Source organism: Cupriavidus nantongensis (assembly GCF_041726985.1).
Lineage (GTDB): Bacteria > Pseudomonadota > Gammaproteobacteria > Burkholderiales > Burkholderiaceae > Cupriavidus > Cupriavidus nantongensis_A.
On record NZ_CP168303.1, the window covers coordinates 1,695,230 to 1,721,172 of the forward strand.

Genomic DNA, 25,943 nt, shown 5'->3' on the forward strand with positions numbered 1-25,943 from the left:
CACTCCCTTAGCATTCAATGACGTTCACGGCCAGGCCGCCGCGCGACGTCTCCTTGTATTTCGTCTTCATGTCGGCGCCGGTCTCGCGCATGGTCTTGATCACCGAGTCGAGCGACACGTAGTGCTGGCCGTCGCCCTTGAGCGCCATGCGCGAGGCGTTGAGCGCCTTGATCGCGCCCATCGCGTTGCGCTCGATGCACGGGATCTGCACCAGCCCGCCGACCGGGTCGCAGGTCATGCCGAGGTTGTGCTCCATGCCGATCTCGGCGGCGTTCTCGACCTGGTCGGGGGTGCCGCCCATCACCGCCGCGAGCGCGGCCGCGGCCATCGAGCACGCCACGCCGACCTCGCCCTGGCAGCCGACCTCGGCGCCGGAGATCGACGCGGTCTCCTTGTAGATCATGCCGATCGCGGCCGCGGTCAGCAGGAAGTCGACGACGCCGTCGTCGTTCGAGCCGGGCACGAACTTGACGTAGTAGTGGAGCACCGCCGGAATCACGCCGGCCGCGCCGTTGGTCGGCGCGGTGACGACGCGCCCGCCCGCGGCGTTCTCTTCGTTGACCGCCATCGCGTACAGGTTGACCCAGTCGAGCATCGACAGCGGATCGCGCAGCGATTCCTCGGAGCGCGTGCGCAGCCGGTGGTTGAGCTCCGCCGCGCGGCGCTTGACGCGCATCGGCCCGGGCAGCTCGCCCTCGACCTTGCAGCCGCGCTCCACGCAGGCCGCCATGGCGTGCCAGATCGCCAGCAGCCCGGCGCGCACGTCCTCGGCCGGGCGCAACGCGCATTCATTGCGGAACACCAGCCCGGCGATGGACAGCCCGCTGTCGCGGCAGGCCTGCATCAGCTCGGCGCCGGTGCGGAACGGGTATGGCACCTGCGCCGCCGCGCGCACGCCGTTGACGCGGTCGCCGTCGCGGTTGACGACGAAGCCGCCGCCAACCGAGTAATACTCCTTCTCGACCAGCAACTGCCCCTGCTCGTCGAACGCCTGGAAGCGCATGCCGTTGGGATGCACCACGCTGCCGGTGCCGTTCATCAGGCGGCGGTAGAAACCGAGGTGCTCCTTTTCGTCGAAGCCGATCTCGTGCTTGCCGAGCAGCCGCATGCGCTTGTCCTTGCGGATCTGCGCCAGGCGCGGCTCGATCGAATCGGGGTCGATGCGGTCGGGCAGGCTGCCCTCCAGGCCCAGCAGCACCGCCTTGTCGCTGCCATGGCCCTTGCCGGTCGCGCCGAGCGAGCCATACAATTCGGCCCGCACGCGGCGCACGAAGCCGAGCAGGTTGGCATCCTCGAGGTGCGATGCGAAGCGGCACGCGGCGATCATCGGGCCGACCGTATGCGAACTTGAGGGTCCGATGCCGATCTTGAACAAATCAAATACGCTCACATTCATCTGACTGCCTCTCTGCGGGGTGCCGGGGTGCTGGGTTGCTGTCGTTGGGAGCCAGTACAGCAGAGCGCGGGATTTGCAGATAGAACAAAACCGGCATCGGCGTGGGACGCCGGCGCCAGCGGCCTGGCCGTACCGGCCGGGATTTCGCTTTGGCGATGATTCGCGTCGGAATTGTGCAAGTCAGCGGCGGGCCGATCGGCGACTCTGGCGACTCTGGCAACTCCGGCGGGGACGGAATGCGTCGTTCGCATGCCACGTTTCCGGCGACCGGGACGCCCTGCCCTGCCCGTCGACTCCGGGCTAACCCGGATGCGCCGTCCCGCGCGAGCCTGCAAGATGAATGCCGCCATGACCCCAGACGTTCCCATTGCTCCCGCCGTTCCCGCCTCGGCGCCGACGCCGCGGCGCATCCGCTTCGGCATCGTGCTGCTGCCGAATTTCACGCTGACCGCGTTTTCCGGCTTCGTCGACATGCTGCGGCTGTCGGCGGACGATGGCGACTACAGCAAGCCGGTGCGCTGCGTCTGGAGCGTGATCGGCAGCACCCTTGCGCCGGTGCGCGCGAGCTGCGGGATCCAGGTCGCGCCGTGGGAGACCTTCGATGAAGCCGAGCCGTTCGACTACGTGGTGGTGGTTGGCGGGCTGCTCCACTCAGGCCCACAGGCCGGGCCCGAGACGCTCGACTTTATCCGCCGCGCCGCGGGCGGCGGCGCGACCCTGGTCGGCATCTGCACCGGGGTCTTCTCGCTGATGCGCGCCGGCGTGCTCGACGGCCACCGGGCCTGCGTCAGCTGGTTCCACTACTGGGATTTCATCGAGCGCTTTCCCTCGGCCGATCCCGACCTGCTGATCGCCGACCGCCTGTTCGTGATCGACCGCCGGCGCATCACCTGCTCGGGCGGGCGCGCGTCGATCGACGTCGCCGCGGCGATCCTGCTGCGCCACTTCGACCATGCCACCGTGCAGAAGGCGCTGCGGATCCTGCTGGTCGGCGAGATGCAGAAGGGCAACGCGCCGCAGCCGCACCCCCCCGGCCTGGAGCCGGCCACGCACCCGAAGGTCAAGCGCGCCATCCTGCTGATGGAGCAGCACGTCGGGCGCGCACTGCCGCTGGACGAACTTGCCTGCAAGCTCGACCTGTCGGCCCGGCAGCTCGAGCGCCTGTTCAAGGCCGAGACCGGCAAGAGCCCCCAGGTATTCGCGAGGCAGGTGCGGCTGCGCACCGCCGCCTGGCTGCTGACCAGTTCCGACCGCAGCGTTGCCGACATTGCGCTGAGCTGTGGCTTTGCCGACGCCTCGCACCTGGGACGCGAATTCCGCAAGCAGTACGGCGTGCCGCCCGCGACCTACCGCGACAAGGGTGCGCCGCCCGCCGAATCCGCATTCGCCGCGGACGACGATGGCGACGCGGCTTGCGCGCTGGTCGTGCCTGAGGGCGAAGAGCCGGACGCAAGCCACGCCTGATCCCGGCCATCGGCCAACTTGGGTCGGATTTCGGACAAATCCATGCCGGCCAGATCCACTGCCCTCGCCGCTCGCCTTATAGTCTCGCGCTACGAACCAATCGACAGGACCGACCAATGAAAACACGTGCAGCCGTTGCCTGGGGTGCGGGAAAGCCGCTGACCATCGAAGACGTCGATCTCGACGGCCCGCGCGCCGGCGAAGTGCTGGTGGAAGTGAAGGCCACCGGCATCTGCCACACCGACTACTACACGCTGTCCGGCGCCGACCCGGAAGGCATCTTCCCGGCGATCCTGGGCCATGAGGGCGCGGGCATCGTCACCGACGTCGGCCCGGGCGTGACCTCGCTCAAGCCGGGCGACCACGTGATCCCGCTGTACACGCCGGAATGCCGCCAGTGCAAGTTCTGCCTGTCGCGCAAGACCAACCTGTGCCAGGCCATCCGCGCCACGCAAGGCAAGGGCCTGATGCCGGACGGCACCGCGCGCTTTTCGATCGACGGCAAGCCCATCTTCCACTACATGGGCACCTCGACCTTTGCCAACCACATCGTGGTGCCGGAGATCGCGCTGGCGAAGATCCGCCCGGATGCGCCGTTCGACAAGGTCTGCTACATCGGCTGCGGCGTCACCACCGGCGTGGGCGCGGTGCTGTTCACGGCCAAGGTCGAGGCCGGCGCCAATGTGGTGGTGTTCGGCCTGGGCGGCATCGGCCTGAACGTGATCCAGGCGGCGAAGATGGTGGGTGCGGACAAGATCATCGGCGTCGACCTGAACCCGGCGCGCGAGGCGATGGCGCGCCAGTTCGGCATGACCCACTTCATCAACCCGAAGGACGTCGACAACGTGGTTGACCACATCATCCAGCTGACCGACGGCGGCGCGGACTACTCGTTCGAATGCATCGGCAATACGCAGGTCATGCGCCAGGCGCTGGAGTGCTGCCACAAGGGCTGGGGCAAGTCGATCATCATTGGCGTGGCCGAGGCCGGCGCGGAGATCTCGACGCGTCCGTTCCAGCTGGTGACCGGACGCGAGTGGAAGGGCTCTGCCTTCGGCGGCGCGCGCGGCCGCACCGACGTGCCGAAGATCGTCGACTGGTACATGGAAGGCAAGCTCAATATCGACGACCTGATCACGCACACGCTGCCGCTGGAGCGCATCAACGAGGGCTTTGACCTGATGAAGCGCGGCGAGTCGATCCGCTCGGTGGTGTTGTACTGAGGACGGCCTGACGGCAACGCGGAGCTGCGACGCTCCGCCTCAGCCTGCGCCGGCGGCGCCATCGACGCCGGTGCTGGCAAAACGCTCGCGATAGGCGCCCGGCGTGACATGGAGCCGGCGCTGGAACGCCTGCCTGAGCTTGGCCTCCGAGCCGAAGCCGCTCTCCACGGCGATCCACTTCAGCGGCTGGCTGCTGTCTTCCAGCAGCCGCCGCGCCGCATCCAGCCGGGTCTGCTCCACATAGGCCGACGGCGTATGCCCGGTCTCCTTCAGGAATACCCGGGAAAAATTGCGCTCGCTCATCGCAAAGCGCTGCGCCAGCGCCTGCACCGAGAGGTCCGCCTTGGGCGTGCGATGGATATAGTCCTGGATATCGCGCACGCGCGGATGCCCCGTCATCTGGCTGAGCAGGTGTTCACTGAACTGCGATTGGCCGCCCGGCCGCTTCAGGTAGACCACCAGGTCCCGCGCCACCGACAGCGCGATGTCGCGCCCGAGGTCTTCCTCCACCATGGCCAGCACCAGGTCGAACACCGCGGTCACGCCGGCCGAGGTCCAGATATGCGCATCGCGCACGAAGATGGCATCGGCATCCACCCGGATCCCGGGATACCGCTGCCGCATCAGCTCCGCCACGCTCCAGTGCGTGGCCGCGCGCCTGCCAGCGAGCAGGCCGGCCTCGGCGAGGAAGAAGCTGCCCGAACACAGGCCCACGATGCTCCGGAGCCGGCCGGCCTGGGTCCGGCACCAGCTGACGATGTCACCGCACGCACCCAGCACGTTGAGGATGTCGCGTGCGCCCACGACCACCACCACATCGGCGGGCGCCAGGCCAGCGAGCGCGTGCGTGGCCTCGAGCGATACCAGCGTGTCTGAGCGGATCGCGCCGGGGCGCGGCGCGACCAGGCGCAACTCGTACTTCGGCTCGCAGCCGAGCTGCCGCAGCCTGGTGTTGGCGTAGTCGAAGACATTGATGGCGCCGACCGCTTCGACGGCCTTGAATCCGGGATAGATAACGATGTCTACGGTAGTCTTGATCTTCATGGCGCGCAGCGTCGCGGCAAGGGGCAGCAGAAGCGCCTTGCGGCGTGGGTCGAACGCCGATTCTATCCAATCCGCGAACCTCACCCGGCTCAGCGCGCAATCAGCTTGCGCTCCGCACGAACGGCGTGCGCACGACTTTCGCCGCGATCCGGTTCCGGTAGACCTCCACTGCCACGTGCGCGCCGATCCTGACCCCGGGCGCTACCCGCGCCAGCGCGATGGCGAACTCCAGCGTCGGACTATAGGTGGCGCTGGTGACCTTGCCAATCACTGTGCCCTCCTCGCTGGTCACCGTGCTGTGCGCCGGCGGGACCGCGCCGCTGCCTTCCAGCGCAAGTCCGACGAACTGCTGCGTCTGGCCACGGGCGTGCACGGCAGCCCTGCCGACGAAATCCCGGCCGGAATCGAGATCCACGCTCCAGCCCAGGCCGGCATCGAGCGGCGAGGTGTGGACGTCGAGGTCGTGCCCGTGTCGATGCACGCCCGCCTCTAGCCGCAGCGTATCCCAGGCGTCGTGGCCCGCGGCAACGATGCCTGCCGCGTGCAGCCGGTCCCAGATGCGGCCGGCATGCCTGGCTGGCACCATCAGTTCGAAACCGTCCTCGCCGGTCTTGCCGGTCCTCGCCACCATCAGCTCGCCGGCTTCCGGCTCCTGCACGAAGGTGGAATTGAACGGCTTCAGTGTTTCGGCGTGGCGAGCGGCCGGTATGGCCCGGATGACTTTTTCGCGGGCGCGCGGGCCTTGCACGGCGATGACCGCCAGCGGCTCGATCCCTGCCGAGACGCAATCCGGCCGTCGCGGCACCACCGTCACTTCGGCCCTGGCCTCATGGATCCTTGCGCGGATCCACGCGAGATCGCCAACGGCCGTGCGCGCGTTCAGGACGGCGCGGTAATGCTGCGGCCCGAGGTAGTAGACCACCACGTCGTCGATCACTCCACCCAAGGTGTCGAGCATGCAGCTATACAGGGCTTTGCCTGGCGTCTTGAGCTTGCCGACATCATTGGACAGGAGCCGGCCAAGCAGCATTCGCGCATCCGGGCCCTGCAGGTCCGCTACGCAGAGGTGCGACAGGTCGAACATGCCTGCGTCCCTGCGCACGGCGTGGTGCTCTTCGATCTGGGATCCGTAGGCAACCGGGAGCTTCCAGCCATCGACGTCGCCCATGCGGGCGCGCAGCAGCAGGTGCTGCGCATACAGTGGCGTGGAGGGCCACGGCGGGGGACTTTTCGTCATCGCGTTGGGCTTGGTGGGCAATCAGGCAATTGGGCAATCGGGGGCACGGCCATCGGCCTTGTCCGTCGCACCACGCTACCGGGTTGCGCGCATCGGCTTGCGGCAGCGGCGACGTTGCGTGCCAGTACATCAGATCGCCTGGCCACCGGATAGAACAAAGGCGGCATGCGCATAGGACGCCTGCGCCAGGCGGCCAGCGGCGCTCAACGGTCGCGAGGGCGCAGGTCAAACAGTTCGACTCGCGCCTCTTGGACAATCCGCATCCGGCGCTGCTATATTCCTGATACTTCAAGTGTGCCTCACTGACCACTCCGACCCATGGCTCGCTTGCTTACGCCCGCGGTGCTGGCTGTCTTCCTGCATGGCTGCGCCGGCGCACCCTCCTTTGCGCTGTTCGGCGCCTATTTCCCGCTCTGGCTGTTGAGCGCGCTGGTCGGCATCCTCGGCGCCGTGGTCGCCTGGCGGGTCTTCATTGCAACCGGCTGGGCGGAGACGGTCCGCTTCCAGCTGCTCGTCAACGCGGCGATCGGCCTCATCATTGCCGAGATCGTCTGGCTGACCGGTACGGGGCATCTATGAAAATGGCAGGCATGCGCCGCGGCCCGTGGCGCGGGAAAGTGGTGGCGCTGGTGATCGTGGCGCTGGCCGTGGGGCTTTCCGTCTATGCGTACGAGCGGACGGTGCGCTATCCCTCGACCGACGATGCCACGCTGGACGCGGACCTGATCCACGTCGCCGCGCCTGTCGGTGGCCGCATTGCCCGGATCGCGGTCGCGGAAAACCAGCGCGTGGCCAAGGGCGAGGTGCTGTTCGAGATCGACCCGGTGCCGTACCAGCTCACCCTGGCCCAGGCCCGGGCCGACCTGGAACTGGCCAAAGCCATGCTGGGCACGCGGCGCCGGACCATCGGCACGGAGCGCGGCACCGCCTCCGTCGCCGCCGAGCAGATCGCCCGTGCCGAGCAGAACTACGCGCTGACACAACGGACTGTCGAGCGTCTGCGGCCCCTGGCCGCCGATGGCTATGTGCCGAAGCAGCAGCTGGACCAGGCCGAGGTTGCCAGGCGCGACGCGGCGGTGACGCTGAGGCAGGCGCGGCTGCAGCAGGCCACCACGGCGCAGGCGGTGGGCAGCGAGGATGATGCCCTGGCCACGGTGCGCGCGCGCGAGGCGGCGCTGGCCCTCGCCCAGCGCGCGCTGGACGATACCGTGGTGCGCGCGCCGTTCGCCGGCCGTGTCAGCGGCTTGCGCGTGCTGGCGGGCGAAGTGGTGCTGCCGAACCAGTCCCTGTTCCTGCTGGTGCATACCGGCGAGTGGTTTGCCATGGCGAATTTCCGCGAGACCCAGCTGGCGGGTATTCGTGTCGGCGACTGCGCCACCGTCTATTCGATGATCGACCGGCGCACTGCCCTGCGCGGCACCGTGGCAGGCATCGGTGTCGGCATCGGCGATACCGATCGTATCAACCTGCCGCGCTCGCTGCCCTATGTGCAGCCGTCGGTGAACTGGGTACGCGTGGCCCACCGGTTCCCGGTGCGCATCAAGCTGGAGGAGCCGCCGGAGGCCCTGGCTCGCGTCGGTGCGAGTGCAATCGTCGAGGTGCGGCATGGCGCGGCCTGCCGCTGACCGGCCGCGCGTTGCCCTTGCCGATATCGGCGCGCTGCTGGCGCCGTTTCCGGGTCGCGCCGAGGCCACCACGCGCATCGCGTTGGCGAGCACGTTGACGGTGCTGATCGCCGCGATGTACGGCACGCCGGAGGCCGCGATCTCCGCGTACGTCATCTTCTTCATCAACCGCGCCGACCGCACCAGCAGCATCGTGCTGAGTTTAGGCATGCTGGTCCTGGTCAGCCTGATCGTGGGGCTGGTGATCGTGCTGGCTGACCTGACGCTCGACCACACCGTGCTGCGCGTGGCGTTCATGGCGTTGTTATCGGCCGGACTGCTGTTCCTGACTTCGGCCAGCAAGCTGCGGCCGGTGGGCGCGATCGTGGCGATGGTCGTCGGTTTCGGGCTGGACGAGCTGGGACTGGTGCCCGCCGGCGAGCTGGCCACCCGCGCCCTGCTCTATGCCTGGCTGATGGTGGCGATCGCGGTCGGCGCCAACGTGTTGGTCAACCTGCTGATGGGGCCGTCGCCCCGCCGGCTGACCGGCGCGCGGCTGGCGCACTGCCTGCGCGTGGCGGCGCGCAGCCTGCGCGATCCGGCAATGGAAGGCGCCGCGCTTGCCACGGCGTTGCGCGATGGTGTCCAGCCCCTGCCCGGCTGGCTCAGGCTGGCCACGTTCGAGGGCAGCGCCAATGCGGCCGACGTGCTGGCGCTGCGGCAGGCGATGACATCGACCATGGCCATCCTGATGGCTGCCGATGTCGCCTCGCGGCAGCCCGGGGCCCGGCTGCCCCGCGCGTGCGCGGCAACGATCGCCGATACGCTCGAGGCCATGGCGCAGATGCTCGCCGCGGGCGGCTATCCCGTCGAGATCGAACTGGCGCTGCCCGATGCCGGGGTACTGCCGCCGCTGCAGCAAGCGGTGGCGCAGGCGCTGCGCGATGCCATCGAACACTATGCCGAGCCCCACGCGCCGGCGGCACCGGATGCGTTGCCCAGTGGCCCCCCCGGCAAGCCCGGCGGTTTCTTCGAGCCCGACGCCTTCACCAACCGTGCCCACGTCCACTACGCGCTGAAGACCACCGGCGCGGCCATGTTCTGCTACCTGCTCTACCAGCAGTTGAACTGGCCCGGCATCCATACCTGCTTTATCACCTGCTACCTGGTTGCACTCGGCACGACGGCGGAATCCGTTGAAAAGCTCACGCTGCGGCTGGCGGGATGCCTGGTTGGCGCAGCGGCGGGCGCCGCGGCCCTTATCTTTATCGTGCCCGCGCTCGATGGCGTGACCGGACTGCTGGCGCTGGTGTTTGCCGGGACGTGGCTGTCGGCCTGGGTGGCGTCGGGCTCGCCGCGCATTGCGTACGCCGGTTTCCAGATTGCGTTTGCGTTCTATCTCTGCGTGATCCAGGGGCCAGGGCCCGGATTCGACCTGAGCATCGCCCGCGACCGCGTCATCGGCATCCTGATCGGCAACCTGGTGGTCTACCTGGTGTTCACCAGGATCTGGCCGGTCAGCATCGCCGGCCGCATCGACGCGGCTCTGGCGGCATTGGCAAGCCAGTGGCAGCAGCTGGTCGATGCGCACCGGCCCGACTCGCGCCGCCGGCACGCCGCCGACGCCATGGCCCTGCAGCAAGACATCGCACAGGACCTGGCGCTGGCGCGCTACGAGCCGGCCTCGGTCGGCCCCTCGCCAGCGTGGCTAGAGCAGCAGCGGCGGCGCCTGGGGGCGCTCGACGCGGTGGCGGGCCTGCTGTTCCTGCTCGCGGAGCGGTACCCCGGCGATCCTGCGATCGCCGCGCGGCTGCATGCGGTGCGAACCGACCAGGCAGCGCCTGCCCACGCAGAACGCCGGTCATCGCCCGCCAATGGCGACCGGACCCGCGACACCTTGCTGGCGCTGGTCGATCAACAATTGTCCGGAACGCGCCCGGCCTCAGCCCCCTCATCCCATGCGCAAACCTGATCCGCTCGCGCTGCTGCCGCTGGTTGCGGCAATGGCCCTGGCCGGCTGTGCCACCTCGTCGCTCGACCTTGCGCCACCGCGATCCGACCGGCCATGGCAGCCGCCCGTCAGCGCAACCGGCGCAATCGTCGCCGGTGCGCCCGCCGGTTCCGCACCGCAGGACTCGCGATCGAACTACGTGCTGCCTGCCAATACCGCGCTGGCGACGATCGCTCCGCCCGCAGCACTCGATCCGGCGCACGCCTATACGCTGCCCGAACTGATCGACCTGGCGCAATCGCACAACCCGCTGACCCGGGTGGCCTGGAACGACGCGCGCAATGCCGCGCTGGCGACCGGCATCGCGCGCAGCAGCTATCTGCCGCAGCTGTCGGTGGCGGCCATGGGCGGCTGGCAGAACGGCCGCCTGACCGGCGCCACCGTGCTGGGCCAGGCCGGCACGGACACCTCGCGCCACGGCGCGATCTCGGTCCTGTCGCTGCAGTGGTTGCTGTTCGATTTCGGCGAGCGCGCGGGCGTGGTCGAGGCCGCCGAGCAGGCCACGGTGGCGGCAAACATCGCCTTCACCGCGCTGCACCAGCGCATCATCCACGAGGTCAGCGTCGCGTTCTACCGCTACCAGGCGGCGCGCTCGCGCATGGCCACGGTGGACCAGGCCACGGCCAACGCCGATGCGGTGCTGACGGCGGCCAGGTCACGCTACCAGCGCGGCATCGGCACGGTGGTGGAAGTGGCGCAGGCCACGCAGAACCAGGCCCAGACCCGGCTGGCGAAGGTGCAGGCACAAGGCGCCGAGACCGATGCCTACCTGGGGCTTATCCACGCCATCGGCATCTCCCCGCTGTCGCAGCCGCGCATCGCCGAGATGCCGGTGCGGCCGCTGTCGCCGGCACTGCGCAGCTCGATCGCGCAGATCGTGGAACGGGCGATCGCGCAACGGCCCGATGTGCTGGGTGCCTACGCGCTCGAGCGCGCCAACCAGGCCCGCGTGAAGGCGGCCGAGGCGGCGTTCCTGCCCAAGGTGTTCATGTCGGCGGCGGCCTCGTATGCCTCGGGCGGCTCCGCCATCACGGCCATTCCGCCCGTGGGCCAGCAGCCGCCGACGGTGAACCTCAGCGGCTATCGCTACGGCAGCAGCGTGTTCCTGGGTGTGACGCTGCCGCTCTATGACGGCGGCATGCGCTCGGCCGTGCTGGCCCAGGCACGCAACGATGCGGACAGCGCCTCGGCAAAGCTGACCCGCGCCAAGGAAGAATCGGTGCGCCAGGTGGTGGCCAGCCAGAGCGCGCTGGAATCGAGCCTGGCCGCCTATGACGCCGCCAGGGCGCTGGCCGACGCCGCGCAGGTGACATACGATGCGACGTACCACGCCTATCGCCAGGGCGTGGGCACGGTTACCGAGGCCAACCTTGCGCAGAACCAGTTGCTGCTGGCGCGCAATGCGTCGGCCGACGCGTACAGCGCGGCGTTGACCGCGGCGGCCATGCTGGCATTGGCCACCGGCGAAATCGGCCGGGGCGCCGACTAGCGGCACGGGTCTGCTCCAGCGCCTGACCGCCCTCCGTGCGTCAGCGCACAGAACGCCGCACGGCCTGCCGGCATGCTGGAACGCCGCCGTCCCCTTCGCGGGGGCCTGTGCTGTGCAAGCCATGGAGCGCAACGAGGATGAGCCAGCCCGAGCCCCCGGACATCGCGCCGCCGCTGCCCGATCTGCTGATATTCAGCGCCCCGTTCCATCCCTCGGTGGGCGGCATGGAGCGCTTTGCCGAAGACCTCGCGCTGGGGCTGACCGAGCTCGGCTACCGGATCGAGCTGGCAACGCGCACGCCGGCGGCCGAGGACGACGCGCCGGCGTTTCCCTATCCGGTCACGCGCGTGGCAGGCATGGTCGAACTGGCGCGCGCCATGCTGCGACACCCGCTGGTGGTGTTTGTCGGCCTGACTTTCTACGACGTGTTGCTGGCCACCGTGCTACGGCGCCGCATCGTGCTGACGCATCATGGCCCGTACAGCCACTATGGCGAGACGCGGCGTTTCACGGCGGGCAACGTCAAGCGCTGGATGTCGCGCTTCTACCACAACATCTGCGTCAGCCGCTACCTGGCCGGGTGGCTGCCAGGCCAGCCGCTGGTGATTCACAACGGTTATCGCGAGGACCTGTTCAAGCCCGCTGCCGCGCCGCGCCCGGCGGGCAGCTTCGCCTTTGTCGGGCGGCTGGTGACGGAGAAAGGGGTCGATTTGCTGCTACGCAGCTTCGCCAGGTTGCGCGCGATGCGGCCCGAGGTCCGCCTGACGGTGATCGGCGACGGGCCGCAGTACGCGGTGCTGGTGGCCCTGGCGGCAACACTGGAGTGCGCCGAGGCCGTGACCTTCGCCGGCGCAAAACGGCAGTCGGTGGTGGCGACGATGCTGGCGCAGCATGCCTGCCTGGTGGTGCCGTCGACCGGCTACGAGCCTTTCGGCATCGTCGCCCTCGAAGGCCTGGCAGCCGGCTGCGAGGTCATCGTCACGCGTCGCGGCGGGCTGCCCGAGGCCGTCGATGGCTTCGGCTGGGTGGTGGAGCCCGGTGTGGACCCGCTGTGCGAAACGATGCTGGCCGTTTGCGCCGGCGAGTCGCGCCGCAGCGAGCCAGGCCTGCGCGTGTTCCTGGCCGACCACCAGCGCCAGACCGTGGTGCGCCGCTATGCCGAAGCCATCTCCGGCTTCACGCGGCACTAGCGCGCGGGCTTTTTCGGCTTGCCGGCTTCGGCCTGGTGCTGGCGGCGCGGATCCTCGTTGCGGAAGCCGCCATAGCTGCTTTGCCCCGGATCGGCGCTGCGGCTCTTGATCTCGCTGGCCTCGCGGTCCATGCGCGCGCCCGGGTTCTTCTTGCCGGCGCCGGCCTTGCCAGCGGTCTTGCCTGAGGTCTTGCCTGCGGTCTTCCCGCTCGAACCTGGTTTCATTGCCAACTCCTTGTCATGACACATCGGTCGGTCTGAGGACTTGTCCCACGTGCCGGCGGGCTCCGCTCTTCTGGAACTGGCCGCTGGCACCGGGAAGCGAGAACCACGCAACTTTCGTTCCACGATGCAGGGCCCCACGCTGGCGCCGATGATGGCCTGTACGGCAGTCGTATCAAGCAAGCTGCGGCGCAGCGTTGCAGAATTTGCAGGTCGGCGCCGCCCGCCTTGCGCTGGCCGATTTGTCAGCCCAGCCGCAACAGCCACGCCGCCGCCCAGGCCGCGCCGGTCGACAGCACCAGCCCAAGCGCCACCGGCACGGCAAAGCGCGCGCCGCCCGCCGTCGACGCGACGATCTTGCTGACGGTATTGGCCGTCAATGCGCCCAGCACCGGCCACACCGCGTCCGGCGGCGCCAGCTTGCCGGCGCCGACCATGGCGCCGATCGAGGTGGCCGCGGCATGCGCGTCGGCAAAGCCGGCGCCCACGGAAAGCGCCAGCAGCCCTTCGTTGCCGGCCCATGCCTGCGTGGCGGCGCCCACCAGTTGCAGCACCGCAAACAGCAGCGCGAACACCGCCGCGCCGCGCCAGTCGAAGATGCCGCCGCCGGGCACGCCCCCGGTGCCGCCGCGGGCCTCGTGCCACGAGCGCCACAGCCAGATGCCGCCAAACGCCGCGATCACCGCCAGCCCCGCGGCCAGCGGCAGCGCCAGCGCCGCCAGCGCGGACAGGCTGGTGGCGCCCAGCAGCACCAGCATCTGCACGTAGGTGGCGACACTCGACAGCAAGGCCGCCGCCACCGGACCGTGGACGCGCGCCTCGCTCTGGCGCGACAGCACCGCCATCGCGGCAATGGTGGCGGTGCTGGAAACGAAGCCGCCGAACAGGCCCGAGATCGGCAGGCCCAGGCGGTCACCGAACACGCGCGCGCAGATGTGCCCGACCGCGCCGGCCAGCAGCACCAGCAGCACCACCGGCCAGATCGCGTGCGGGTTCCAGGCGTCGAGCGGGCCCATGTAGCGGTCCGGCAGCAGCGGCCAGATGATCAGCGCGGCGGTGGCCAGGATCAGGGCCTGGCTCATTTCCTCGCGCGTGACCTCGCGCCGCGCAAGGTGGTGCAGGAAGGACTTGCCGTGCAGCAACAGCACCACCACCGTGGCCAGCGCCGCCGCCAGCGCCGGATGGCTCGCCGCCAGCGCGCCCAGCAGCAAGGTCAGCAGCAGCGCGAATTCCGTGGTCAGGCCGCTGTCGCGGCCGGCCGAGCGGTGGTAGCTCACCGCAGTCAGCAGCGCCGCGCCCAGCAGCATCACCGGCAGCACCAGCGCCGCCGACAGCACCGCGCTGGCCATGCCCGCCAGGCTGGGCAGCGCGAAGGTGCGCAGCCCGGCCGGCGCTTCGATGCCGCCGTCGGCCGCCTGGCTGCGCTCGCGCTCCAGCCCGATCGCCAGTCCGATGCCCAATGCCACCGATGCGGAAATGATCAAGGGGTCCATGCCATGTGCCCGAGGTTGCGGTCGCCGTGAAGCCTGGCGGATGCCTGGGACCACAGTATCGGTGCAGGCGGCGATTTGCGCACCCCCCGGTCGGGCCGTAAGGGCCCGGACGTGGCTTCAGGGCGCGGCGACCATGACCACGTGCGCCTGCATCGGGCCGGCCAGCGGCCCGGCCCCGTAGGCCTGGATCAGCGCCTGCTCGCAGTGACCGGTCGCGCGCGCGAGGGCGTCCGGCCCGCGCGCTTCCAGCTCGGTGCGCAGCGGCGTGCCCTGGCAGAACGCCGTGGCGGCGATGCGCGCGGCGGCTGCGTGGCTGGTTTCGGTGACGGTCTCGAATACCGCGCCCGCCGTGAACCCGCCGCTGCGCAGGTCCTGCTCGATGGCGGCCTGGCTGTGGTAACCGTGCGGGACGCGGACCATGAAATCGGGCGGCGCCTCGGGGAACAGCGTGGCCAAGGCCGCGGTGATATCGCGGGCAAAGGCGTTGAACGCGATCCGGTCCCACACGTTGAACACCAGCGTGCCGCCCGGCACCAGCACGCGGCGGGCTTCGGCGAAAGCCCTGCCCTTGTCCGGGAAGAACATCGCGCCGAACTGGCATGCGACCAGGTCGAAGCTGGCGTCGTCGAACGGCAGCCGCATCGCGTCGGCCTCGCGCCATTGCACCGGGCGCGCGGTGCCCGCGGCTTGCGCGCGCGCCAGCATCGGTGCATTGAGGTCGGTGGCGACCACCAGGGTGTCCGCCGGCAGGCGCTCGGCCAGCTCCCGCGTCAGCGCCCCGGTGCCGGCGGCAAGCTCCAGCACCCGGCGCGGCCGCAGCGCGGCGATGCGCCGCGCCAGGTCGGCGGCATAGGGCGCAAAGATCATCGGCACCATCGGGGCCTCGTAGACCTCGGCAATCGCCCCGGCAAAGACCTTGTCCTGCTGCTGCATGCCCATGGCGCCGTCCTCCCCTTGCCTGCCCGGCGCGAAGTCGCCGGGTTCGCCTGACTGGGTGTAGGACACATCGTGGCGAATGTAAACCGGCCCGCTAGAACGTCTTGCTCACCGAGCCCCACACGGTGGCGCGGCCAAGGTAGCGCCCCTTCGCGCTGGTGTACACGGCGCGCTCGGCATTGGTATCGAGGTATGCCAGCGCCAGCGCGAAGCCATGGCCAAGCTCTTTGGTCAGGCCGAGCTTCCAGTCGGCGTAGGAGGCGTCGGCCACCTGCACTTTCTGGTAGCCCACGTGCGCGTTGAGCGTCAGCCCCCAGAACCCGAGCGGAACGTTGGCCGACAGGTCGGCATACCAGCTGTGGCGGCTGTCGGCCAGCCCGAACAGGTTGGTCGGCGCGTAGGAGTATTTCAGCGTCACGGGGCCGTAGCCGATGCCGGCGTACAGCTCGGTGGTGTCGGGGCTGGTGTAGCGGTCGGGATAGCTGCCCGGATAGTAGTACTGCAGCACGCCCACGTCGGTGCTCCAGCCGCTGTCGCCAAAGGCATGGCGGTAGCCGCCGTAGAAGTCCATCTCGATCGGCGCGGACACCTCCGGGTGGCTGTCGCCCAGCCAGCTGATGCTGGAGTTCCAGTTGCCCAGGTAGAAGCCGCTGGCATGGCTGTAGTCGAAGCCGCCCTGGATGGCCGGGCGGCCGTTGCTTTGGGTCAGGCCGCGATAGCGGTAGTCGCTGGCGAGCGCAAGGTTGGCGCTGAAGCTGTGGACCGCGGCGTCAGCGGCGTCGGCGGTGGCTTGCGCCAGTACGGGCTTGGCGCTGGCCAGCCATAGGGCGGCGGCCACCGCGGCAGTTGCGGCTTGTCGGGTGGCGGAGAGGCGAGGCAAGGTCATGGTCGAAGGTGGCGGATTGAGGAGCGCGTCCGCATCGGAACGCCCCGCCACGATAGGGACTTCGACATAAAAACGGCGTCAAGAGACGCCGTGACCGTATTGAAATGCGGTAAATGCGCATGTCTGCGCAAGGCGCGAATCTTGCGAGAATCGCCTCGACAGGCTTCCGCGACGGAACTTCGGCGTCAATCGCATGAACCGTGGCGCCGTCGATTGCAAAAAGTACAGACCAGGGCATCGCGATGATCCGGATCGGCATTTCAGGCTGGCGCTATGCCGGCTGGCGCGGCGTGTTCTATCCCGAGGGGCTGGCGCAGCGGCGCGAGCTCGAATACGCGTCGCGCGCGGTCGAGACCATCGAGATCAACGGCTCGCACTATGCGCTGCAGACGCCGAAAAGCTATCGCACCTGGCATGAGGCCACGCCGCCAGGGTTTGTGTTCAGCGTCAAGGGCCCGCGCTACCTGACCCACATGCTGCGCTTTCGCGACGACTCGGCGCGGCCGGCGATGGCCAACTTCTTTGCCTCCGGCGTGCTGGCGCTGGAGGAAAAGCTGGGGCCGGTGCTGTGGCAGTTTCCGCCCAACTTCGGCTTCGACCCGGAGCGCATGGAACGCTTCCTGTCGCTGATTCCGCACGATACGAACAGCGCGCGCGAGCTGGCGCGGCAGCACAACCGCAATGTCAGGGAGCCGTGGTGCGAGACCCGGCGCCGGCGCCCGATCCGGCATGCGGTGGAAATCCGCCACGCCAGCTTCTGCACGCCCGAGTTCCCGGCCCTGCTGCGCCGGCACCGGGTTGCGCTGGTCATCTCGGATGCCGTCGCCGACTGGCCCTATGCGGAAGACGTCACCAGCAACTTCCTGTACCTGCGCCTGCATGGCACCGAGACGCTGTATGGCGGCGCCTATTCCGACGCGGCGCTGGACCGCTGGGCCGCGCGGCTTGTCAAGTGGGCCAATGGCGGCGAGCCCGCCGACGCGCAGCGGATCTCGCCGAAACGGCCCCGCGCCGCCGAGCATCGGGACATCTACTGCTACTTCGATAACGACAAGAAGGTGAAGGCCCCGTTCGATGCGCAACGGCTGCGTGCGCGCATCGAGGAGAAATAGCGAGCAGGACCGCGCTGGCGCCCGCGCTGTTCAATCGCGGATGCGCGGCATCCAGCCGCTGCCGCGCGTGCGCGGGTCTACCGGCAATTGCCGCTGCAGCGCGGCCTTGGCCAGCATATGGGCGCTGATCGGCGCCGTCAGGAACAGGAAGGCGGTCACCAGCAGCTCATGCAGGGTGGCCTCGCCGCGGAAGCTGAAATACGCTACCGAAGCCAGCACCACGCCGCCCACGCCCAGCGTGGTCGACTTGGTCGGCCCATGCAGGCGCATGAAGAAATCCGGCAGCCGGAACAGGCCGATGGCCCCCACCAGCATGAACACGCTGCCCACCAGCAGCAGCGCGCAGACCATGAATTCGGCAACGGGATGCAGCATGAGCCGGCCTCCTAGTATTCGATGATATCGCCGCGCTGCAGGTACTTCGACAGCGCCACGGTGGCAACGAAGCCCATTACCGCGATCAGCAGCGCGGCCTCGAAGAACACCGCCGAGTCCAGGCTGATGCCCAGCACCACGATCAGCGCGATGGCGTTGATGTTGAGCGTGTCGAGCGCCACGATGCGGTCGGGCAGGCTGGGCCCGCGCAGCAGCCGGCCCAGCGTCAGCAGGAAGGCCAGGCCCAGGATCGCCAGGCAGACCGGAATCACGATGGCAAGCATTGGAAGATCTCCTTGAGCGGGGTTTCATAGCGCGACTTGATCAGCGCGACCAGCGCAGCCTCTTCCTCGAGGTCCAGCACATGGACCAGCAAGGCGCGGCGGTCGTCGCTCAGTTCGGCGCACAGCGTGCCGGGGCTGAGCGAGACGATGCTGATCAGCGCGGTGGTGGCCAGTTCATGCTCGACATCGAGCGGCACCACGATAAACGCCGGGCGCAGCCGCGCGGTGCGCCCCAGCACCATCACCGCCACCTCCAGGTTGGCCTTGACGATGTCGATCAGCACATGGCAGCTCAGGCGCAGGATCAGGTCCGGACGCGACAGGCGGAAAGCCCCCAGCACCAGCCAGCGGTCGGCCAGCCGGCCGATGGCCCAGCCCAGCGCCGCGCCCAGCAGCCAGTGGCCCGGGCTGATGCTCTGGACCAGCGTTAGCCACATCAGCATCAGGATCAGGCTCAGCCAGGGATGGGGCAGCAGTCGACGCAACATGGCCTACCCCCGCTCGCCGGGCAGCACCGCCCGCAGGTAGGCGGCGCGGTCCAGCAGTTGCGCGGCGGCATCCGCCACGTAATCGCTGACCGGACGCGCGCCCACCGTCAGCGCCAGGTTGCCCGCCAGCAGCAGCATGCAGCAGGCCAGCTTGCGCGCGTCCGGCCGCACCCGCAGGCGCGCCGCGCCGGGATGGTCTTCGTCCAGGTATTCGGCGCCTTCGGCGACACGCTGCGCCTCATGCGGCAGGCGCCACAGCAGCCGCGTGCCGGTGCGCGAGACGGCGATCAGCAGCAGCAGGCTCGAGCCCAGCACCGCCGGCCACAGCACCGGCATCCACGACGCCGGCGTGGCGCGCAGGATCATGGCCTTGCCGAGGAAGCCCGACAGCGGCGGCAGGCCCACCGCCGCGACCACGCCCACCAGGTACAGCAGCCCGGCCAGGCGCGAGGCAATGACCGGCGCGCCGTCGGTGCGCGCGGCTTCGGGCTCGAGCGCATCCGCCAGCAGGAACAGCGCGGCGGTGCACAGCGTGGTGCTGAGCAGGTAGTAAAGTGCCGCGGCCCAGCCGGCCTGGCTTTGCATCGACACGCACGCCGCCAGCAACCCGACCGACGCCACCACCAGGTAGCTGGTCGTGGCGCGCAGCGCCGTCGCGGCCAGCGCGCCCAGCGCCCCCACCACCAGCGTGGCCAGCGCCAGCGCGAACACCCAGTCGTGCAGGAACGGTCCCAGCAGCCCGTGCGCGCCGCCGAAGATCAGCGCGTCGCAACGCAGCATGGCGTAGATGCCGACCTTGGTCATGATTGCGAACAGCGCCGCCACCGGCCCCGCCGCGCTGGCATAGGCGCGCGGCAGCCAGAAGTACAGCGGGAACAGCGCCGCCTTGAGCGCGAACACCAGCATCAGCATCGCGCCCGCGGCCACTGCAAGCGGCAGGTCCTGGGCCGGCAGCCCGGCCAGCCGCAGGCCCAGGTGCGCCATGTTGAGCGTGCCCGAGAGCCCGTACAGCACGCCGATCGCCACCAGGAAGAACGACGACGCCACCAGGTTCAGGATCACGTAGTGCAGGCCGGCGCCGACGCGCGCGCGCCCCGCCCCATGCACCAGCAGCGCGTAGGAAGCGATCAGCAGGATCTCGAAGAAGACGAACAGGTTGAACAGGTCCCCCGCCAGGAACGCGCCGTTCAGGCCCATCAGCTGGAACTGGAACAGCGCGTGGAAATGCCGGCCCTGGCGCGCCGTGCCATCGCCCGCCGCGGCCAGCGCGGCCACCGCCAGCAGCGCGGTCAGCGCCAGCATCATCGCGCCGGTGCGGTCCAGCTGCAGCACGATGCCGAACGGCGCGCTCCAGTTGCCCATGGCATAGACTGCGATGTCGCCGCCGGCCGCATGGCGCAGCAGCAGCACCGCCACCGGCACCAGCAGCAGCGTCGCCACCGCGCTGGCCAGGCGCTGCGCGTACAGCCGCTGGGCCGGCATCGCCGTCAGCAGCGCGCCGGCGAACATCGGGATCAGGATGGGCAGCAGCACGGCATGGTTCATGGCCGCGCCTCCTTGTCACCGATTTTGTCCCCAGCGTTGCCGCCCGCGGCGGTATGGCCGTCGCGCGCCTCGGGCTTGCCGGCGGCGTCGACATGGTCGCTCCCGGTCAGCCCCAGCGAGCGCAGCGCCAGCACCACCGCGAACGCTGTCATGCCGAAGGCAATGACGATGGCGGTCAGCACCAGCGCCTGCGGCAGCGGATCGGCATAGCTGGCCCCCGGCGCGATCACCGGCGGCCGGCCGATCGACAGTCGCCCCATGCCGAGCAGGAACAGGCTGACCGCATACGACAAAAGGGTCAGCCCCAGCACCACCGTGAACACGCGTTCGCGCAGCAGCAGGTAGATGCCGGCCGCGGTCAGGATGCCGATGGCGATGGCGTAGAGCGCGGCCATCAGTCCTCCTCCGCGGCTTGTGCCGGCGGCAGGTTGCGGACGCCCAGGTGAGACACGATCACCAGCGTGGTTCCGGTCACGGTGCAGAACACTCCCAGGTCGAAGATCATGGCGGTGGCCAGTTCCACCTCGCCGATGCCGGGCAGGTGGAAGTGGCCGAAGGCGGTGGTCAGGAACGGATAGCCGAAGGCCAGGCTGCCCAGCCCGGTCAGCCCCGCAACCAGGATGCCGGCGCCGGCAATGGCGCGGTAGTCCGGCGCGATGCGCGCTTCGGTCCAGCGCACGCCGTTGGCAACGTATTGCAGCAGCAGCGCCACCGAGGTGATCAGCGCCGCGATAAAGCCCCCGCCCGGCTGGTTGTGCCCGCGCAGCAGGATAAAGGCCGCCACCAGCAGCGTCAGCGGCAGCATCAGCCGCGCCAGCATCGCCAGCAGCAGCGGATGCGCCTGGCTGGTCCACGGCAGGCCGTCAGGCGCCGCCGACGGCGTCGGCAGGCGCATGCCCTTGAGCAGCGCCTGCACCGCCAGCCCGGCGACCAGCAGCACGCAGATCTCGCCGAGCGTGTCGAAGCCGCGGAAGTCCACCAGCAGCACGTTGACCACGTTGTGTCCGCCGCCGCCCGGCACCGCCTGCTCGACGTAGAACGTCGACACCGGGTCATACGGCCGCGTCATCACCGCGTAGGCCGCCACCGCCAGCAGCGTGCCGCCGCCCAGCCCCAGCACGGCGTCGCGGACACGGCGGCCGGCCCTTGGGCGGTCATGGGTCTCGCGCGGCAGGTAGAACATCGCCAGCACCAGCAGCAGGATGGTCACCACCTCGACCGAGATCTGGGTCAGCGCCAGGTCGGGTGCCGAAAAGCGCAGGAACGCCAGCGACACCATCAGCCCGCAGCCGCTCAGCAGCACCAGCGCCAGCAGCCGCTGCCGGTGCGTCGCCACCACGGCGATCGCGCACAGCGCCAGCAATGCCAGCGTGGCCGCGCCGATCGGATCGATGGCGCCGACGGGCACGCTACCGGCCAGCGCGGGCAGGTCGGCCAGGAAATAGGCCGGCACGGCCAGCATCGCCAGCAGCATCCAGGCGATATAGGTCGGCAGCGAGCCGTTTTCGAGCCAGCGCGTGGCCGCCGCGGCAAAGCGTTCCAGCGCCCGCATGCCGTGTTCGAACGAGCGCCGCGCGCTCAGGTGCTCAATCGCCTGCTGCCAGCGCCGCAGCGCGTCGCGGCGCAGGAAGAACAGGGTCGCGCCGCCCGCCATCGACACCAGGCTCATCACCAGCGGCAGGTTGACCCCGTGCCACAGGTTCAGGCTGTAGTCGGGCAGCGGCGCGCGCAGCGTCGCCAGCGATGCCGCCGCGAGCAAGTCGCCGACGGTGTAGGCCGGCACCAGCCCCACCACCAGGCAGATCACCACCAGGAATTCCACCGGCACCTTCATGAAGCGCGGCGGCTCGTGCGGCGGGTAGTTGGGCAGGTCGGGCCGGCCTCCGCCGAAGAACACGCCATAGATAAAGCGCAGCGAGTACGCCATGGTGAGCGCGCCGGCCATGGTGGCCGCGGCCGGGATCACCCAGTTGAACTCGCCCAGCAGTCCCTGCGCCAGGGTCTCGCCGAAGAACATCTCCTTGCTGAGGAAGCCGTTGAATAGCGGCACGCCCGCCATCGACAGCGATGCCACGATCGCCAGCACCGCGGTATGCGGCATATAGCGGGCCAGGCCGCGCAGGCGGTCCAGGTCGCGCGTGCCGGTTTCATGGTCGATGATGCCGGCGGCCATGAACAATGACGCCTTGAACACCGCATGGTTGATGATGTGGAAGATCGCCGCCACCGTGCTGAGCTGGGTGTCGAGGCCGAACAGCAGCGTGATCAGCCCCAGGTGGCTGATGGTGGAATACGCCAGCAGGCCCTTCAGGTCGCGCTGCAGCAGCGCCAGCCCGGCGCCGACGATCAGCGTGGCCAGCCCGGTCATGCTGACCAGGTAGAACCAGCTGTTGGTGCCGTCCAGCACCGGATACAGCCGCGCCAGCAGGAACACGCCGGCCTTGACCATGGTGGCCGAGTGCAGGTAGGCCGAGACCGGCGTGGGCGCGGCCATCGCGTGCGGCAGCCAGAAGCTGAACGGGAACTGCGCCGACTTGGTGAACACCGCCAGCAGCACCAGCACCAGCATCGGCAGGTACAGCGGGTGGTGCTGCACCTTGCCGGCCTGCGCCAGCACCACTGACAGCTCGAAGCTGCCGCAGATATGGCCCAGCAGCAGCACCCCGGCCAGCAGCGCCAGCCCGCCGCCGCCGGTCACCGCCAGCGCCATGCGCGCGCCCTGGCGCGCATCGGCGCGCCACGACCAGAAGCCGATCAGCAGGAACGACAGGATGCTGGTCAGCTCCCAGAACACCACCAGCAGCAGCAGGTTGCCGGCCAGCACCACCCCGAGCATCGCCGCCATGAACAGCAGCAGCAGGCAGAAAAAGCGCACCGCCGATTCATTGCGCGCCAGGTAGTAGCGCGCATACAGGATCACCAGCAGGCCCACGCCCAGCACCAGCAGCGCGAACAGGAAGGCCAGGCCGTCGAGGCGCAGCGACAGGTCCAGCCCGAGCGCGGGCAGCCACGCCACGCGCCAGCCCAGTGCGTGCCCCGGCTGCGCGAAGACCTCGCCGCGCAGGCTCAGCAGCAGCATCAGCGCGGCCAGCGGCAGGCCGATGATGGCCGGTGCCAGCAGCCGCGGGGCACGCATGCCAATCAACCACGTCAGCGCCGCGGCCAGCAGCGGCAGCGCAATCAGCAGCGGCAGCGCCATGCCCGCCCCCTCAACCGTTGCCCGGGCTTGCGGCCGGCAGGTGCCGGGCGGCCTGGCGGCACGACGCGGGCCGGGTCTGAGGTAGGGAGCAGGGTCGGAGCTGGACGGTCGGGGCGGTGGTCATGGTCTGGAAGCTTTCTGCGGACGATACCGGCCGCTACTGTCCGGATTCTGCCGGCATTGCGCCGGCTGTGCCAGTCAATTGGCGCGATTCGCGAAAAAAATCATCGCATCGCGCAAGAATCCGAAAGCGTGCCCCCATGCGCATGCCGGGCGCAGCGGTCGGCCGGCGCGCCGCGTGGAAGCCGGTCGTCGAGGTGACCGGCTTCCACGCCGGGGACCGAACCCCGCCCCTGCCCTGCGCTCAGGGCTTGGGCCGCACCGCGTCCGCGGTGCCCTGGATAAAGGCCTTGATCTTCTCGACGTCCTGCGGCGTCAGCTTGCCGGTGAAGTCCGGCATGCCGCGCGCCATCGCCGGGCCCTTGAACACCACCTTGTCCAGGTTCTCGATGAAGGCGGCGTCGATATAGCCCAGGTTGGGTATATTGCCGCCACGGTCCACGCCGGGCACGCCGTGGCACAGCACGCAGTTGCTGACGTATAGCGCGGTGCCGTCCCTGACCAGCGCCGGGTCGTACTTCACGCCCTGCAGCAGCTTGCCGGCACGGTATTCGGCGAAGGCCGGCAGCGGCGCCTTGCCGCCGAGCGCGAAGGTGTAGACCGTGCCCGGCCCTTGCCGGTTGGTGGCGCGCTGCGCCTGCCCGTAGACCCCGCCCCAGCCCACCGCGACCGAGACATACTGCCTGCCGTCGAGCTCGAAGCTGACCGGCGCGGCCACCACCCCGGTGCCGGTCGGCGATTCCCACAGCTTGTCGCCATTGCGCGCGTCATAGGCGACGAAGCGACCGTCGGCGGTGCCCTGGAACACCAGGTTGCCGGCGGTGGTCAGCGTGCCGCCATTCCACGGCGAGACATGCTCCTGCGTCCACGCCGCCTTCTGCCGCACCGGGTCCCAGGCAATCAGGCGGCCGAACGGCTTGCTGGTGGGCGGCTCGGCGTTGAGGAACTTGGCGGTGTTCCAGCCTACATTGCCATGCGGCGTGCCTGGCTTGCCTTCATTGAACTGCCAGGTCTTGTCGTCCATCAGGTTGAGCGGCACGTGCTGCGCCGGCAGGTAGACCAGGCCGGTCTGCGGGTTGAACGACATCGGATGCCAGTTGTGCGCCCCGTACGGACCGGGGATCGAGTCATAGGACTTGTCCACGGCGCGGGCCTCGGGCCGCTCGATCGGGCGGCCGTTGGCGTCATACCCGGTGGCCCAGTTGACGTCGACGAAATTCTTCGCCGAGATGAACTTGCCGTTGGTGCGGTCGATGACGAAGAAGAAGCCGTTCTTGGGCGCGTGCAGGATGACCTTGCGCAGCTGCCCGTCCAGCTTCAGGTCGGCCAGGATCATCGGCTGGGTCGAGGTGTAGTCCCAGTTGTCGCCCGGAGTCTCCTGGTAATGCCAGACGTACTTGCCGGTATCGGGGTCGAGCGCGACGATCGAGGCCAGGTACAGGTTGTCGCCGCCGGCCGGGCTGCGCTTGCTGCGCGACCAGGGCGCGCCGTTGCCGGTGCCGACGTACATCAGGTTCAGTTCGGGGTCGAAGGCGAGCGTGTCCCAGGCGGTGCCGCCGCCGCCCGCCTCCCAGTATTTTCCGCTCGGATCCCAGGTCTTGGCGGCCGCGGCCATCGACTCGTCCTCGAACGGTTTGGACGGATCGCCGGGCACGGTGAACCAGCGCCACTGCTGCGCGCCGGTGGCGGCGTCGTAGGCAGTGATGTAGCCGCGCACGCCGAACTCGGCGCCGCTGTTGCCGATGATGACCTTGCCCTTGAACACGCGCGGCGCGCCGGTGATGGTGTACGAGTAGCGGCGGTCGATGATGGTGTCCTGCTCCCACAGCTTGCGGCCGCTGGCGGCATCGAGCGCGATCAGGCGGCCATCGTAGGCGGCGACGAATACTTTGCCCTGGTACAGCGCCACGCCGCGGTTGACCACGTCGCAGCAGCCGCGATAGCCGAGCGAGCGGTCGACCTTGGGGTCGAACGTCCAGAGCCGCTTGCCGGTGCGCGCATCGACCGCATGCACCACGCTCCACGACGCGGTCACGTACATCACGCCGTCGACCACCAGCGGCGTGGCTTCGACGCCGCGGGTCGACTCCAGGTTATAGCTCCACACCAGCCCCAGCTTGCCCACATTGGCGGTATCGATCTGGCGCAGCCGGCTGAAGCGGGTCTCGGCGTAGTCCAGGCCGTGGCTTGGCCAGTCGCGCGTGGTGCTGGCATTGGCGCTGATGAAGGCGCCGTCGACCCTGGCCGCCGCGTTGCGCGGCGCCGCGGCGCTGGCGGGCAGCAGCTGCATGGTCAGGGCCAGGGAGGCGGCCAGCCACGCGACGGCGCGGGGCCTGCTACGGCGCCTGGTCGTGGCACCTTCGATCGCAACTTCGGCAACGGAATCCGTTGCCGGCTTCAACGCATGGCTCATATCGTCTCCTGAAGGGCGTTCTTGTTGGAATTCGGGACTGCAGGATTACGGTACTGCGCGACGCCGGGCGATAGCCGGGGCCCATCGATCATCGGCGAGCCCTTGCGTTATGGGTACAGGGATAACCCGAAGCCGCTGGCACGGCCGGGACACGCCACCAATATCCAGCGGATATCGCCCTGCAAGAAATGAATATTGGACGCTGCCGGTCAC

22 protein-coding genes are annotated in these 25,943 nt (G+C 69.3%); 8 read left to right on the top strand and 14 right to left on the bottom strand.

The window, feature by feature from the left end:
• Positions 1-7: 7 nt before the first annotated feature.
• Positions 8-1,396, bottom strand: a complete 1,389-nt coding sequence (locus ACEI37_RS19085) for an L-serine ammonia-lyase (protein WP_373380212.1) — start codon at positions 1,394-1,396, stop codon at positions 8-10.
• 348 nt (positions 1,397-1,744) lie between these two features.
• Here ACEI37_RS19085 and ACEI37_RS19090 point away from each other — a divergent pair, with 348 nt between their 5' ends.
• Positions 1,745-2,860: a GlxA family transcriptional regulator gene (locus ACEI37_RS19090; protein ID WP_373380213.1), complete on the top strand. Its 1,116-nt coding sequence runs from the start codon at positions 1,745-1,747 to the stop codon at positions 2,858-2,860.
• A gap of 116 nt (positions 2,861-2,976) precedes the next feature.
• Positions 2,977-4,083, top strand: coding sequence for an S-(hydroxymethyl)glutathione dehydrogenase/class III alcohol dehydrogenase (locus ACEI37_RS19095; RefSeq protein WP_373380214.1), 1,107 nt, complete (start codon positions 2,977-2,979; stop codon positions 4,081-4,083).
• A 39-nt stretch (positions 4,084-4,122) separates the two neighbouring features.
• Here the strand turns inward: ACEI37_RS19095 and ACEI37_RS19100 are convergent, their stop codons facing one another.
• Positions 4,123-5,127 carry a GlxA family transcriptional regulator gene (locus ACEI37_RS19100; protein ID WP_373380215.1) on the bottom strand — a complete coding sequence of 335 codons (1,005 nt, stop codon included), beginning with the start codon at positions 5,125-5,127 and terminating at the stop codon, positions 4,123-4,125.
• A 100-nt stretch (positions 5,128-5,227) separates the two neighbouring features.
• Positions 5,228-6,364, bottom strand: a complete 1,137-nt coding sequence (gene gcvT / locus ACEI37_RS19105) for a glycine cleavage system aminomethyltransferase GcvT (protein WP_373380280.1) — start codon at positions 6,362-6,364, stop codon at positions 5,228-5,230.
• 318 nt (positions 6,365-6,682) lie between these two features.
• Here gcvT and ACEI37_RS19110 point away from each other — a divergent pair, with 318 nt between their 5' ends.
• The 5 genes from ACEI37_RS19110 (at position 6,683) to ACEI37_RS19130 (ending at position 12,658) form a co-directional block, all read left to right on the top strand.
• Positions 6,683-6,943, top strand: coding sequence for a hypothetical protein (locus tag ACEI37_RS19110; RefSeq protein WP_373380216.1), 261 nt, complete (start codon positions 6,683-6,685; stop codon positions 6,941-6,943).
• On the top strand, positions 6,940-7,989 hold the full coding sequence (gene mdtN / locus ACEI37_RS19115; protein ID WP_373380217.1) for a multidrug transporter subunit MdtN: 1,050 nt from the start codon (positions 6,940-6,942) through the stop codon (positions 7,987-7,989). Before ACEI37_RS19110 ends, mdtN begins: the two co-directional genes overlap by 4 nt.
• On the top strand, positions 7,970-9,940 hold the full coding sequence (locus tag ACEI37_RS19120; protein ID WP_373380218.1) for an FUSC family protein: 1,971 nt from the start codon (positions 7,970-7,972) through the stop codon (positions 9,938-9,940). Before mdtN ends, ACEI37_RS19120 begins: the two co-directional genes overlap by 20 nt.
• On the top strand, positions 9,927-11,468 hold the full coding sequence (locus ACEI37_RS19125; RefSeq protein WP_373380219.1) for a TolC family protein: 1,542 nt from the start codon (positions 9,927-9,929) through the stop codon (positions 11,466-11,468). The genes ACEI37_RS19120 and ACEI37_RS19125 overlap by 14 nt, the downstream gene beginning before the upstream one ends.
• A gap of 137 nt (positions 11,469-11,605) precedes the next feature.
• Complete coding sequence (locus ACEI37_RS19130; RefSeq protein ID WP_373380220.1) at positions 11,606-12,658, top strand: glycosyltransferase family 4 protein; 1,053 nt, start codon at positions 11,606-11,608, stop codon at positions 12,656-12,658.
• Here the strand turns inward: ACEI37_RS19130 and ACEI37_RS19135 are convergent.
• The 4 genes from ACEI37_RS19135 to ACEI37_RS19150 form a co-directional block, all read right to left on the bottom strand.
• Positions 12,655-12,882 carry a hypothetical protein gene (locus ACEI37_RS19135; protein WP_373380221.1) on the bottom strand — a complete coding sequence of 76 codons (228 nt, stop codon included), beginning with the start codon at positions 12,880-12,882 and terminating at the stop codon, positions 12,655-12,657. The two genes, ACEI37_RS19130 and ACEI37_RS19135, sit on opposite strands and share 4 nt — an antisense overlap.
• A gap of 242 nt (positions 12,883-13,124) precedes the next feature.
• Complete coding sequence (locus ACEI37_RS19140) at positions 13,125-14,372, bottom strand: MgtC/SapB family protein (RefSeq protein ID WP_373380222.1); 1,248 nt, start codon at positions 14,370-14,372, stop codon at positions 13,125-13,127.
• A 117-nt stretch (positions 14,373-14,489) separates the two neighbouring features.
• Positions 14,490-15,311: a class I SAM-dependent methyltransferase gene (locus tag ACEI37_RS19145; protein ID WP_373380281.1), complete on the bottom strand. Its 822-nt coding sequence runs from the start codon at positions 15,309-15,311 to the stop codon at positions 14,490-14,492.
• A 91-nt stretch (positions 15,312-15,402) separates the two neighbouring features.
• A complete protein-coding gene (locus tag ACEI37_RS19150; protein WP_373380223.1) occupies positions 15,403-16,194 on the bottom strand; it encodes a TorF family putative porin in 792 nt (263 codons plus the stop codon).
• 242 nt (positions 16,195-16,436) lie between these two features.
• On the opposite strand from ACEI37_RS19150, the gene ACEI37_RS19155 reads away from it, so the two are divergent.
• Positions 16,437-17,306 carry a DUF72 domain-containing protein gene (locus ACEI37_RS19155; RefSeq protein ID WP_373380224.1) on the top strand — a complete coding sequence of 290 codons (870 nt, stop codon included), beginning with the start codon at positions 16,437-16,439 and terminating at the stop codon, positions 17,304-17,306.
• A gap of 30 nt (positions 17,307-17,336) precedes the next feature.
• On the opposite strand, the gene ACEI37_RS19160 is transcribed toward ACEI37_RS19155, so the two are convergent.
• The 7 genes from ACEI37_RS19160 to ACEI37_RS19190 form a co-directional block, all read right to left on the bottom strand.
• Positions 17,337-17,681 (bottom strand): Na+/H+ antiporter subunit G, encoded by a 345-nt coding sequence (locus tag ACEI37_RS19160; protein ID WP_373380225.1) that lies wholly within the window; start codon positions 17,679-17,681, stop codon positions 17,337-17,339.
• Between the two features lie 11 nt (positions 17,682-17,692).
• Positions 17,693-17,965: a K+/H+ antiporter subunit F gene (locus tag ACEI37_RS19165; protein ID WP_025586311.1), complete on the bottom strand. Its 273-nt coding sequence runs from the start codon at positions 17,963-17,965 to the stop codon at positions 17,693-17,695.
• Positions 17,950-18,453: a Na+/H+ antiporter subunit E gene (locus ACEI37_RS19170; protein WP_373380226.1), complete on the bottom strand. Its 504-nt coding sequence runs from the start codon at positions 18,451-18,453 to the stop codon at positions 17,950-17,952. The genes ACEI37_RS19165 and ACEI37_RS19170 overlap by 16 nt, the downstream gene beginning before the upstream one ends.
• A 3-nt stretch (positions 18,454-18,456) precedes the next feature.
• The gene (locus ACEI37_RS19175) at positions 18,457-19,998 is read right to left on the bottom strand and encodes a monovalent cation/H+ antiporter subunit D (RefSeq protein ID WP_373380228.1); all 1,542 of its coding nucleotides are present in this window, start codon (positions 19,996-19,998) and stop codon (positions 18,457-18,459) included.
• A complete protein-coding gene (locus tag ACEI37_RS19180; protein WP_373380229.1) occupies positions 19,995-20,393 on the bottom strand; it encodes a Na+/H+ antiporter subunit C in 399 nt (132 codons plus the stop codon). Before ACEI37_RS19180 ends, ACEI37_RS19175 begins: the two co-directional genes overlap by 4 nt.
• Complete coding sequence (locus ACEI37_RS19185; protein ID WP_373380230.1) at positions 20,393-23,197, bottom strand: monovalent cation/H+ antiporter subunit A; 2,805 nt, start codon at positions 23,195-23,197, stop codon at positions 20,393-20,395. Before ACEI37_RS19185 ends, ACEI37_RS19180 begins: the two co-directional genes overlap by 1 nt.
• Positions 23,198-23,561: 364 nt before the next feature.
• Positions 23,562-25,730 (bottom strand): PQQ-dependent dehydrogenase, methanol/ethanol family, encoded by a 2,169-nt coding sequence (locus ACEI37_RS19190; RefSeq protein ID WP_373380231.1) that lies wholly within the window; start codon positions 25,728-25,730, stop codon positions 23,562-23,564.
• Positions 25,731-25,943: the final 213 nt, after the last annotated feature.